The organism is Thauera sp. WB-2, assembly GCF_027594845.1.
Classification (GTDB): domain Bacteria; phylum Pseudomonadota; class Gammaproteobacteria; order Burkholderiales; family Rhodocyclaceae; genus Thauera; species Thauera mechernichensis.
The window spans coordinates 1,190,505-1,202,421 of the sequence record NZ_CP088935.1 but is presented as its reverse complement, the minus strand read 5'-3'; the positions used below and the strand labels follow the sequence as shown (position 1 = coordinate 1,202,421).

Here is an 11,917-nt window from a genome sequence, read left to right as displayed (position 1 = left end):
TCAAAGTGCGCCGCGCATCACGCCTCGCTGCGAAAGGCCTTGTTGAGCAGATGAACTGCCAGCAATCCTGGCGGCATGCGCAGCCAGTGGCTGCGCACGAAGGCCATCCAGCGCGCAAATCGGACGGACGATGTGGTGCACGAGGGGTGATCGGGCAGAAGAGCGCGGCGCAGCATCCAGTCACGGAGCGCGCCGACGCCGCGCCACGACCGCGCTCGAACGACTTGTGCCAGCTCGACCTCAGGCACAGCGGTATGGAACACCCGCGCACAATGCTGAAGCGCATCGTTCAGCGGCTGCTCCAGCCCAGTCTCGAAAGCCCTGCGCCGCAAGACCGTCCAGAACGCCGGCACATCGCCAAAATGCGTCAGCAGACGATGCAGGTCGTAGAGGTCGCGCAAGCCCTTGTGGAACTCATTGAAGAACAAGTGCGCGGCCGAGTGCAGGACCATGTCTTCCGGCGCCAGCACCCTGAACATGCCCAGCCTGTCGGACTCCAGACCGTTCAGGGGCTGCGCGCGCTCGAGCAGCACATTTGCGTCAGGCACGACACCGGAGGTCGGCGGTACGATCGTATGGTGCACGTCGAGCACAGTGCCGCGTGATTTGTGTTCAAGCGGCGGAATCTCATGCATCCAGCGCCTGTAGTAGCGCTGGTCATAATCGTTGACGATCTGCGGAATCCAGCCCGCATCGAGCAAGGCGTACTCGACCGTGGTGATCGCGGCATGCGGCACCATGATATCAACGTCATTGAATACGCGGCCTTCCGCCGCCGGATAGTCCGCGAGGGCGTAAGCGGCTCCCTTCAGCAACACCACAGGAACATCAAGCTTGCGCAGGGCACGCGCGATGTGAAGCACCTCCCAGCGCACGGCCTCGCGATGGCGCATGGACAGTTGCCAGGCTAGATCAAGGTGGCGGCGCGCCGCCTGAGGCGCAAAATGGAGCGCGGCGGCACACGAAAGGCGCGCATGCAACTGACCGAGCATTTCGGCATTTCTGGCCTGTCCGATCAGAACCGACCACGCCGCCGCATCCAGGCCGGCCACCCGCCCGGGCTCGGCAAGCACAGCGGCAATCAGGCTCGTGTCGAGCACGCCGCCCCCGCTCATGAGCGATCCGCCGCGGTAAGGCGGTCGATCTCGGGGAGTATCTGCGTCAGACTGCCATAGCCAGCGCGAAAGGTCTCGCTACGCTCGATCAAGCCGGCCAATGCGTCGAAGGCAGAGGCGCCAAGGAAGCCATAGTTGAAGGCGTGGCGCACCATCTCCATGAAAGCGTGCGCCTTGCCGACCGGCTCGACGCTGAGCTGACCGCCGCGCGTGAAGCGAGGAAAAACCAACCAAGCCGGCAGCGCCATCTCCGCTCTGCGCGCCACACTATCGGCAGGCGGGCGCATATGCGCGACGGCGCCCTTGGTCGTATCGGCACATACTGCGCTGAGCTCGACCTCGTCGCCAAGACCGCGCACGACCTCGATAGATTCATTCTTGAGGCTGATCGGTCGCGCCACCGGCCGCACACGCCCGGACGACAACTCGAGCAAGGCCAACTCGTCCGACAGCAGGCGCCAGCCCGCATGCACGAGGCCTGCACACAAGGTGCTCTTGCCCGATCCCGGATCAGCAGACAACAGAAGGGCGCGCCCGTCACGCTCGAGAACAGCGGCATGCAGGACGAGATGGTCGTGAGCGTGGGTGGAGATCACCCAGTTGAGCCCCCACTCGAGCATCGGAAAAGCCTGATGACGCGGCAGAGGCTTGAAAGGCGCACGACCATCGCAGTAGAAGCCGACCTGCGGCCGCAGGAAACGCCGAGCCAGGCCTGGCGGACGGACTTCGACCTCGAAATCGACAAAGCCCCCCTCTGGCATAAGGGGGAAGTCTCGATAGAGACGCTGCAAGCCCTCGACGATCTCTGCGCTTCGCGTACGCAATCGGACCACGAAAGGGCCACATGGCAACAATAGCCCGGCGCCCGCCAGCCTTTGCTGCAATTCACCCCGGGAAAGCGCTCCGAGCGTCAATCCCGGCCCCGGAGCGCCGCAAGTCGCAACAATGCGTCCGCCAGCGCGGACTCAGCCTCGCCACCAACCGCTGCCGCGGACCAACCCTCGGCACTCGCGGCGTCAAGCAGAAGCGCCTCCGCTGCACCAGGCAGCATTACGGTCTCGGCACTGCGTGGCGAAAACAGCACCACACCGTCAGCCCAGGCATGCCAGCGCACTTCCGGGTTCAAAAAGAAGGTGGTCATCTATACCTGAGGGAAACTGCACGCCCGTGCGCACGGCCCGCGATACCGCCCCGGTCTGGCGGGCCGCGGTCAATCAGTACTTCTGAGTCCAGTCCTTCTCACCTGTGGTAACGCCGTTGAAGCACCACAACTCGCCAGACTTGTCATACACATCCAGATGGCTCTTGAGCGCATTGAGCGCGCTGCAAGGACTGGGACTCGACAACGCAGTCTGCAGTGCAGCGATCACCGCGCCCGGGGTCTGGTAGCCTGGCGCAGGATAGCGATCACCATAGAAGGACGCATTCAGCAAGCCTGCGATCACATGGAACAGACTGGCCGAGAGCGAAGTACAACCCTTGAGCTTGCTCATCGCAAGTTCGGAGTCCGCGACCTTGTTGCTGCCAGGCCCCAGATCGATCAGCCTGCGGTTGGAGGTTGTCTTGAAAAGCGTGACCCCGAACACTGAATTGAAGGTCTTGTAGGGACCATAGTGCGCGGGAATGATGTCGGTATCGCCCCACTTGATGATCCCGTGCGGGCTACGCCACCAGAACCCAGGGCTGCAGCCGCATGACGACACCTCGCCATGCCGAGACATTGCCGCCGACACCGACTCCGAGCCACACTGGCCGAAGCCGGTACCGAGCGCCGAGCGGGAACTCAGCGACATCAGCACACCTGCGCCGGCAAGACCGGCCGTAGTCAGCTTGCGTCGCTTGGGATCGGACACGGATTCGACCTGGCCGGAAGCTTCCGCACCAGGATCTGAGGGTTTGTTCGGCGTATTCATCAAGTATCTCCGTCAGCGCACCGCACCGTATCACAGCTCGCCAGTCGCGAGCGTGAACAACGGCACGGATTCGAATGCTGTCATTCCTGCGCTTTTCGAAAGACGTAAAGCAAGATTCACGCCCATCCCTGCAAACAACTGAACAACAAGAATAAATTACCCTGCTGTTGCTACGCCCTCCGACCAGAGCAGCGAGAGTGTCAAAAAAACCGACACTACGAGCAACGCCATGCCTCGACGACTCAGGCGGCGTCGGACACGCCTGCATCCTTCAGCATCTGCTGCAGTTCGCCGCTCTCGTACATCTCGCGCATGATGTCGCTGCCGCCGACGAACTCGCCCTTGATGTAAAGCTGCGGGATGGTGGGCCAGTTGGAGAACTCCTTGATGCCCTGGCGGATCTCGGCGTCGGCGAGCACGTTAACCGCCAGCACCTCGCGCACGCCACAGGCCTTCAGGATCTGCACCGCGGTGGACGAAAAGCCGCACTGCGGGAACTGGGGCGAACCCTTCATGTAAAGCACCACGTCGTTGGTGGCGACCTGTTCGCGGATGACGTCCTGGATGTCCATGGAAAAACCTGCAAAAGTTGAGTTAAACAGTCGGAAATTCTAGGGATGGCCCTGGAAGGCGTCAAGCCGGACGCACAAAGCCGGTCGCAGACGCACCCGGTGCTCAGCCCCTGCCCAGCCAGCGCCCACCGGAGACGCGCTCGATTCCGGCCAGATCCCTCCAGGACGCAATCTGCGCGAAGCCCGCATCCGCCAGCAAGCCCCGCGCCGCGGAAGCCTGGTCATAGCCGTGCTCGAGGAAGAGCCAGCCGCCCGGCACGAGACGCGCTGGCGCCCCGGCGACGATCTCGGCGAGGTCGTCCAGCCCCTGCGGGCCGGCAGCCAGCGCGCTGCGCGGCTCGAAGCGCACGTCGCCCTGCTCGAGGTGCGGATCGGCCGCGGCAATGTAGGGCGGATTGGAGACGATGAGCTCGAAGCGCTCGTCCCCCAACGCACCGAACCAATCGCTCTGCACGAAGGACACGCTCGCGCCCAGGCGGGCGGCATTGGCCATTGCCACCCACAAGGCCTCGCGCGAACGGTCGAGGGCGACGACATCCGCCCCGTCGAGCTCGAGCGCAAGCGTGACGGCCAGCGCACCGCTCCCCGTACCCATGTCAAGTACGCGCACGCCGCGCTGTCCGGCGAAGTGCGCCAGCGCCAGCTCGACCAACAATTCGGTGTCCGGACGCGGGATCAGCACCGCGGGCGTGACCAGGAACTCACGACCGTAGAATTCGCGACTGCCTGTCAGGTAGGCCACCGGTTCGCCCGCGCAGCGGCGCTCGACGAGCGCACGGTACTCAGCCCAATCGGCAGCCTCGAGACGCTGCTCGGGCCAAGCCACCAGGCGCGCCGCAGGGCATTGCAACACATGGCGCAGCAGCACTCGCGCATCGAGCATATCGATGCGCGCGCGCGCCCAGGCGAGCGCACCAGCGATATCGACACCGGCCACCGGCACCCCCGAACGTTCCTCGCCCATCAGTCGTCCGCCAGCGCTGCGAGCAGCGCCGCCTGGTGCTCCAGCGTCAGCGCAGCGACGATCTCGTCGAGTTCGCCCTGCATCACCGCATCGAGCTTGTAGAGGGTGAGGTTGATGCGATGATCGGTGACACGCCCCTGAGGAAAATTGTAGGTGCGGATGCGTTCAGAGCGGTCGCCACTTCCGACCAGGCTCTTGCGCTGCGCAGCCTCGGCGCTCTGCTGCGCACGCACCTTGGCGTCATACAGACGCGCCGCCAGCACAGCCATCGCCTGCGCCTTGTTGCGGTGCTGCGAACGGTCGTCCTGGCACTCGACGACAATCCCGGTCGGCAGATGGGTGATACGCACCGCCGAATCGGTCTTGTTGATGTGCTGCCCGCCCGCGCCAGAGGCACGGAAGGTGTCGATGCGCAGATCTGCAGGATTGATGTCGACGGCCTCGACCTCGTCCGCCTCAGGCAGCACCGCCACTGTGCACGCCGAGGTGTGAATCCGCCCCTGCGTCTCGGTGACCGGGATGCGTTGCACGCGATGACCGCCGGATTCGAACTTGAGTCTGGAATACGCCCCCGCGCCGACCACGCGCGCGATGACCTCCTTGCACCCCCCCAAGTCAGACTCGCTCGCCGACACGATCTCCACTCTCCAGCGCTGGCGCTCTGCGTAGCGTGTGTACATGCGCAGCAGGTCGCCAGCGAACAAGGCGGCCTCATCGCCCCCCGTACCCGCACGGATCTCGAGGAAGAGGTTGCGCTCGTCGTTGGGGTCGCGCGGCAACAAGGCGCGCTGCAACTCGCCATCGAGTTCGCCGATGCGCGCCAGCCCAGCCTCCAACTCCAGCTCGCCAAGCTCGCGCATCTCGGGCTCGGCGATCAGCTCGCGCGCGGTAGCGCAGTCCGCTTCAGCCTGAAGGTAGTCGCGATACAGCGCAACCACCGGCTCGATCTCTGCACGCTCGCGCGAAAGCTCGCGAAAGACGTTCATGTCACGCGCAGCATCTTCTGCCGCGAGCGCACGGTCGAGCTCCTCGAGCCGGCTGGCAAGGTGTTCGAGTTTGTCGCGGATGCTCTGCTTCATCGTGATGAGCGACATGCGCCTGCACCGCCCCTGCGGGCGGCCCGGCGTATGCCGATGGGCCTAGTGTTGATCGCGATGGAGGTCGCGGGGCAGGCTGAAAAGATCGCGCACGACGCGGCCGGCTTCGGCCTTGTGCTCGCCTTCAGCCTGGTTGAGGAAACGGGTGGGCCCGTGCATGAGCTTGTTGGTCAGACCCTGCGACAGCGCATCGAGCACCTTGTGTGGATCCTCACCCTTGGCAAGCAGGCGCATGGCACGTTCGAGCTCGCTGCGGCGCAAGGACTCCGCATGGTCGCGCAGCGCGCGGATCACCGGCACCGCGTCACGATTGGCCATCCAGCTGAGGAAACCGTCGACACGCGTGTCGATGATCTGCTCGGCCTCGATCACCGCCTGCTGGCGCGACTCCATCCCGGCCTCGACGACCTGGGCGAGGTCGTCGACGGTGTACAGGAAGATGTCATCGAGCCCGGCAATCTCGGGCTCGATGTCGCGCGGCACGGCGAGATCGACCATCACCATCGGGCGGTGGCGGCGCGCCTTGACCGCGCGCTCGACCATGCCCAGGCCGACGATCGGCAAGGGCGCGGCCGTACAGGACACGACCACGTCGAAGCGCGGCAGCGCGTCGGCAATCTGCTCGATGCGCATGGTCTGGGCACCAAAGCGCGAAGCCAGCGCACGCGCGCGCTCCTCGGTGCGATTGGCCACGGTCATGGACTTGGGCTTTGCCCCGCCGAAATGCGCAGCGCAGAGTTCGATCATCTCGCCTGCGCCGATAAACAGCACATGCTGGTCGGACACCCGCTCGAAGATGCGCTCGGTCAGGTGCACGGCGGCGGCGGCCATCGACACCGTGTTGGCCCCGATCGCGGTGGTCGAGCGCACCTCCTTGGCCACCGCAAAAGTGTTCTGGAACAGCTTGTGCAGCAGCACGCCCATGGTGCCCGCCTCTTCGGCGTGGCGCGCGGCATCCTTGACCTGGCCGAGGATCTGCGGCTCGCCGATGACCATGGAATCGAGCCCGCTGGCGACGCGAAAGACGTGGCGAATGGCGTCGCGCTGCGGGTAGGAATACAGGTAGGGCGACACTTCCGGCAAGGGCACGCTGTGAAAGCGCGCCAGCCAGTCGGCCGCGTGCTGAGGCTGCTCGGCCGCGAAGTAGAGCTCGGTGCGGTTGCAGGTCGACAGGATCGCCGCCTCGCGCACCGAATCGGCATGCGTCAGATCGTGCAGAGCCTGATCCAGCCGCTCGGGCTGGAACGCCACGCGCTCACGGATGGCGAGCGGCGCGGTGTGATGGTTCAGGCCAAGGGCGAAGAGTTGCATGCGGAAACCGGGTTTTCGGGCGTGGCGCATTATAGCACCGCGAAACAAGCGTAAAACTTGAGCAGAATCAGCCACTTCTGACCCGAAATTCCAGCCCGGAAAGCAAACGGGCCGACACAAGTGTCGGCCCGTCCTGGGAATCGTGGTGGCCAGTCGCGGAATCGAACCACGGACACGCGGATTTTCAATCCGCTGCTCTACCAACTGAGCTAACTGGCCAACGAGGACGCCATTATAGTGAAATCTTTTCCGATGTCAAAGCCTAATTCAATGCAAATGCGCGACGTGCTGGATGCAAGTTCGAGGGAAGACCTCGAGCGCGGCACAAGGCCTCAACCCAGCGGATCATGATCGCCCTGCACGATCGGTGGCGGCTGCAGATTGCTGCGCGGGAAAACCACCCGCGCCAGCGTGCCCTGCCCGGCCGGATTGGCATCCAGCGTCACCGTGGCGCGATGCAACTCGGCAATCTCGCGCACGATCGGCAAGCCCAGGCCGGAGCCATCCACGCCGCTGCCGAGCACACGGTAGAAGCGCTCGAACACGCGCTCGCGGTCGACATCGGGGATTCCCGGCCCGGTGTCCTCCACCTCCAGGATCGGCGATCCCGCAAAGCGGGTGCGCGCCGTCACCCGTCCGCCGTACGGAGTGTATTTGACCGCGTTGTCGACAAGGTTCTTGACCATCTCGCGCAGCAGGACGGGGTTACCCTCGATCACCAGTTCGGTGTCGCCGGCCTCGACGCCGAGGTCGATCTGCTTGACCTGAGCGCGCGGGTAAAGCTCGAGCGCCACCTCCCGCACCACTGCATCGAGACTGACCGGCTCCACGGTATAGAGCTTCTCGAAGCTTGCCTCGGCGCGCGCCAGCGACAAAAGCTGGTTGATCAAGTGGGCAGCGCGGTCGGTACTTTCTGCAATACGCGTGAGCGACTCCCGCAACTGCACGGGGTCGGTCTCGTGCAGCGCAAGGTCGGCCTGCATCTTCAGGCCGGTCAGTGGCGTGCGCATCTGGTGCGCTGCGTCAGCAATGAAGCGTTGCTGTGCCTGCAGGTTCTCTTCGAGGCGGACCATCATGTCGTTGAAAGCGACGATCAAGGGACGAACCTCTTCCGGGACGCTGCCGGGCGCGACCGGTGACAGATCGGTCGGCCGGCGGCGCCGGATCAGGCTCTGCAGCCGGTTGAGCGGCGCAATGCCGCGACTGAGGCCGACCCAGACGAGGATCACCGCGAGCGGGATGATCGCGAACTGAGGCAACAGCACCCCCGTGACCACTCGCGAGGCCAGATCCGTACGCTTGTTGCGCGTTTCAGCCACCTGCACTACCACAAGCAGCTCGGGCCGCGCGGGATCAAGGCGCAGGAAGCGGTAGGCGATACGCACATCTTCGCCGTGGATCAGCTCGTCACGAAAGAAGATCTGCTCGCCGTCGATGGAAACGGGCAAGGGAGCCGGGAGGATCTCGGGGTCGCCGCTGACGGTCACGCCACGCCAATCCGCCACCTGGTAATAAACCGCGTCGTCCTGATCGGCACGAAACAAAGCGCGCGGTGGCGCCGGAAAGTTGACAACGGCACGCCCCTCATCGATGACGACGAAGCGCGCCAACGCCCTCACACTGTCGGCGAGCGCGAGGTCGTAGGGCTGATTGGCGATACTGTCCGCCACGTTATGGGTGACGATGATGGAGATCGGCCACAGGAAAAGCAGCGGCGCGAGCATCCAGTCGAGGATCTCACCGAAAAGCGAGTTTGGGGGCGCAGTCTTGCGCGCCGCCCCCGCCTTCTCAGGCTTTCGCCGCAGGGGCAGCATCGGGGTTTTCCAGACAGTACCCCAGACCGCGCACGGTCACGATGCGCACGCCGCTGTCCTCGAGCTTCTTGCGCAGGCGGTGCACATACACTTCGATTGCATTGCTCGACACCTCCTCGCCCCAGCCGCACAGGTGGTCGACGAGCTGGTCCTTGCTCACCAGGCGACCGACCCGCAGCAGGAAGACCTCGAGCAAGCCGATTTCGCGCGCCGACAGGTCGATCATCTGACCGCCGACCTTCACCACGCGATCGGCCTGGTCGTAGCTGAGCTGGCCGATCTCGATGCAGCGCGGCTGCCCGGTACCGCGCCGCGTCAGCGCGCGCACGCGCGCCTCGAGCTCGGGCAGGGCGAATGGCTTGGTAAGGTAGTCGTCGGCACCGGCGTCGAGTCCGCGCACACGATCATCGACACCGTCCTGGGCCGTCAGGATCAGCACCGGCTGCGCCGATTTGCGCGCCCGCAGGCGTTTTAGGACGTCGATGCCGTTCATGCGCGGCAGACCAAGGTCGAGGATCAGCAGGTCATAGCCCTGGGTGGAAACCGCCGCATCGGCCTCGGCGCCGTCGGCCACATGGTCCACTGCATAGCCGCCACGCCGCAACGCGCGACAGATGCCATCGGCAATCACCGGGTCGTCTTCAGCCAGCAGAATCCGCATAGTGTCCAGGCTGTAAGTGATTTGTAAGCGGACCTTCATACAGTTGGCCCGCTGTTCTCCTTTTGCTCGGCCTTGGGAGCCGCCAGCGCTAGCGCGCTGGCGGCTCCGGGGAGCGGGCGGCCACTGCGCCAGCTCACTCCCCGCCGACCTTTCTCCCTACCAAACCTATGGATTATCCCACGCTTCGCGCGGCTTCGTGCGCGGCGATGCATGCTCGCGCCTGCGTCTTCGGCCCTGCGTAAACGCAGACGGCCCCGCCTGAGCGGAGCCGTCTGCGTTACTGCGGGCGCGACCCGGGCATGCCGGGTCGCAGGCAGGCACTTACATACCCATGCCCATGCCGCCCATGCCGCCCATGCCACCCATGTCGGGCATGCCACCGGCCGGCTTGTCTTCTGCCAGCTCGCCGACCATGCAGTCGGTGGTCAGCATCAGGCCAGCGACGGACGCGGCGTTCTGCAGCGCGGTGCGGGTGACCTTGGTCGGGTCCAGCACGCCCATCTCGACCATGTCGCCGTACTCGCCGGTGGCGGCGTTGAAGCCGTAGTTGCCCGAACCCTCGACCACCTTGTTCACCACCACGCTCGGCTCGTCACCAGCGTTGGCGACGATCTCGCGCAGCGGCTGCTCCATCGCGCGCAGCACGATCTTGATGCCGGCGTCCTGGTCGTGGTTGTCGCCCTTCAGCTCGCCCAGTGCAGCACGGGCGCGCAGCAGCGCCACACCGCCGCCGGGGACGATGCCCTCTTCCACTGCAGCGCGGGTGGCGTGCAGGGCGTCTTCGACGCGGGCCTTCTTCTCCTTCATCTCGACTTCGGTGGCAGCGCCGACCTTGATCACCGCAACACCACCCGCCAGCTTGGCGACGCGCTCCTGCAGCTTCTCGCGGTCGTAGTCCGAGGTCGCTTCCTCGATCTGCACGCGGATCTGCTTGACGCGGGCTTCGATGCGCTCGGCCTGGCCGGCGCCGTCGATGATGATGGTGTTTTCCTTGCCGATCTCGATGCGGGAGGCCTGGCCGAGGTCGTCCAGGGTGGCCTTCTCGAGGGTCAGGCCGACTTCTTCGGCGATGACCTGACCGCCGGTGAGGATGGCGATGTCTTCCAGCATGGCCTTGCGACGGTCGCCGAAGCCCGGAGCCTTGACGGCGCAGGTCTTGAGGATGCCGCGGATGTTGTTCACCACCAGGGTGGCCAGGGCTTCGCCCTCGACGTCTTCGGCGATGATCAGCAGCGGACGACCGGCCTTGGCAACCTGCTCGAGCACCGGCAGCAGGTCACGGATGTTGGAGATCTTCTTGTCGAAGAGCAGGACGAAGGGCTGCTCGAGAATGGCAACCTGCTTGTCCGGGTTGTTGATGAAGTAGGGCGACAGGTAGCCGCGGTCGAACTGCATGCCCTCGACGACGTCGAGCTCGTTCTGCAGCGACTTGCCGTCCTCGACGGTGATCACGCCTTCCTTGCCGACCTTGTCCATGGCGCGGGCAATGATGTCGCCGATGTCGCTGTCGGAGTTGGCCGAGATCGAGCCGACCTGGGCGATTTCCTTGTTGGTCGAGCACGGCTTCGACAGCTTCTTCAGCTCTTCGATGGTGGCCACGACAGCCTTGTCGATGCCGCGCTTGAGGTCCATCGGGTTCATGCCGGCGGCGACGTACTTCATGCCTTCGCGCACGATCGACTGGGCCAGCACGGTGGCGGTGGTGGTGCCGTCACCAGCGATGTCCGAGGTCTTGGAAGCAACTTCCTTGACCATCTGTGCGCCCATGTTCTCGAACTTGTCCTTCAGCTCGATTTCCTTGGCGACGGAGACGCCGTCCTTGGTCACGGTGGGGGCGCCGAAAGAGCGCTCGAGCACCACGTTGCGACCCTTCGGGCCCAGGGTCACCTTGACCGCGTTGGCCAGGATGTTGATGCCGGCGACCATGCGCTCGCGGGCGGAATCACCAAACTTGACTTCTTTAGCTGCCATTCTTCAGAACTCCTGAATTGTTTCGATTAGCGTTGCAGGGGCTTGCAGGAGGCTCAGGCCTCGACCACGCCCATGATGTCTTCCTCGCGCATCACGAGGAGTTCTTCGCCTTCGACCTTCACGGTCTGGCCGGCATACTTGCCGAACAGCACCTTGTCGCCCACCTTGACGGCCATCGGACGCACCTTGCCGTCGTCCAGGATCTTGCCGTTGCCGACAGCCAGGACTTCGCCCTGATCGGGCTTCTCGCCGGCGCTGTCCGGGATCACGATGCCGCTGGCGGTCTTGCGCTCGGCTTCCAGACGCTTGACGATCACGCGATCGTGCAGGGGACGAATCTTCATCGAGTTCTCTCCTTGTTACGGTTCAACTGTTTGGGTTGATTGATCCGCGGGTAAAGCCCGCGGGTGAATCTGCAGTGGCTTGAGCGCCAACGGGGCGAATGATCGCCGCCACGTGTTAGCACTCACCGCCAACGAGTGCTAATAATAGGGACGGC

At 64.6% G+C, this 11,917-nt stretch carries 12 protein-coding genes and 1 tRNA gene; all 13 read right to left on the bottom strand.

Annotation, left to right across the window (positions count from 1 at the left end; genetic code table 11):
* Positions 1 to 17: 17 nt before the first annotated feature.
* The 13 genes from LQF09_RS05520 to groES all read right to left on the bottom strand — a co-directional run bounded on the left by LQF09_RS05520 (position 18) and on the right by groES (position 11,762).
* Positions 18 to 1,115: a nucleotidyltransferase domain-containing protein gene (locus LQF09_RS05520; RefSeq protein ID WP_270069405.1), complete on the bottom strand. Its 1,098-nt coding sequence runs from the start codon at positions 1,113 to 1,115 to the stop codon at positions 18 to 20.
* Positions 1,112 to 1,939, bottom strand: a complete 828-nt coding sequence (locus tag LQF09_RS05515) for an HprK-related kinase A (RefSeq protein ID WP_198291830.1) — start codon at positions 1,937 to 1,939, stop codon at positions 1,112 to 1,114. Before LQF09_RS05515 ends, LQF09_RS05520 begins: the two co-directional genes overlap by 4 nt.
* A gap of 86 nt (positions 1,940 to 2,025) precedes the next feature.
* Positions 2,026 to 2,256, bottom strand: coding sequence for a hypothetical protein (locus LQF09_RS05510; RefSeq protein ID WP_002926771.1), 231 nt, complete (start codon positions 2,254 to 2,256; stop codon positions 2,026 to 2,028).
* A 73-nt stretch (positions 2,257 to 2,329) separates the two neighbouring features.
* On the bottom strand, positions 2,330 to 3,028 hold the full coding sequence (locus LQF09_RS05505) for a hypothetical protein (RefSeq protein WP_002926773.1): 699 nt from the start codon (positions 3,026 to 3,028) through the stop codon (positions 2,330 to 2,332).
* Between the two features lie 242 nt (positions 3,029 to 3,270).
* Positions 3,271 to 3,600 (bottom strand): Grx4 family monothiol glutaredoxin, encoded by a 330-nt coding sequence (gene grxD / locus LQF09_RS05500; RefSeq protein WP_002943284.1) that lies wholly within the window; start codon positions 3,598 to 3,600, stop codon positions 3,271 to 3,273.
* 103 nt (positions 3,601 to 3,703) lie between these two features.
* Entirely contained in the window at positions 3,704 to 4,564 is an 861-nt protein-coding gene (gene prmC, locus LQF09_RS05495) for a peptide chain release factor N(5)-glutamine methyltransferase (protein WP_002926775.1), read from the bottom strand.
* Positions 4,564 to 5,643 (bottom strand): peptide chain release factor 1, encoded by a 1,080-nt coding sequence (prfA, locus tag LQF09_RS05490; protein ID WP_270069852.1) that lies wholly within the window; start codon positions 5,641 to 5,643, stop codon positions 4,564 to 4,566. The genes prmC and prfA overlap by 1 nt, the downstream gene beginning before the upstream one ends.
* 60 nt (positions 5,644 to 5,703) lie before the next feature.
* Positions 5,704 to 6,972, bottom strand: a complete 1,269-nt coding sequence (hemA, locus tag LQF09_RS05485) for a glutamyl-tRNA reductase (protein WP_002926778.1) — start codon at positions 6,970 to 6,972, stop codon at positions 5,704 to 5,706.
* 143 nt (positions 6,973 to 7,115) lie between these two features.
* Positions 7,116 to 7,191, bottom strand: a tRNA-Phe gene (locus tag LQF09_RS05480).
* A 113-nt stretch (positions 7,192 to 7,304) separates the two neighbouring features.
* The gene (locus LQF09_RS05475; RefSeq protein ID WP_270069404.1) at positions 7,305 to 8,786 is read right to left on the bottom strand and encodes a sensor histidine kinase; all 1,482 of its coding nucleotides are present in this window, start codon (positions 8,784 to 8,786) and stop codon (positions 7,305 to 7,307) included.
* Complete coding sequence (locus LQF09_RS05470) at positions 8,761 to 9,447, bottom strand: response regulator transcription factor (protein ID WP_002926782.1); 687 nt, start codon at positions 9,445 to 9,447, stop codon at positions 8,761 to 8,763. Before LQF09_RS05470 ends, LQF09_RS05475 begins: the two co-directional genes overlap by 26 nt.
* Before the next feature lie 321 nt (positions 9,448 to 9,768).
* Entirely contained in the window at positions 9,769 to 11,418 is a 1,650-nt protein-coding gene (groL, locus tag LQF09_RS05465; protein ID WP_002943277.1) for a chaperonin GroEL, read from the bottom strand.
* Between the two features lie 53 nt (positions 11,419 to 11,471).
* The gene (groES, locus tag LQF09_RS05460; RefSeq protein WP_002926786.1) at positions 11,472 to 11,762 is read right to left on the bottom strand and encodes a co-chaperone GroES; all 291 of its coding nucleotides are present in this window, start codon (positions 11,760 to 11,762) and stop codon (positions 11,472 to 11,474) included.
* Between the last annotated feature and the right edge of the window lie 155 nt (positions 11,763 to 11,917).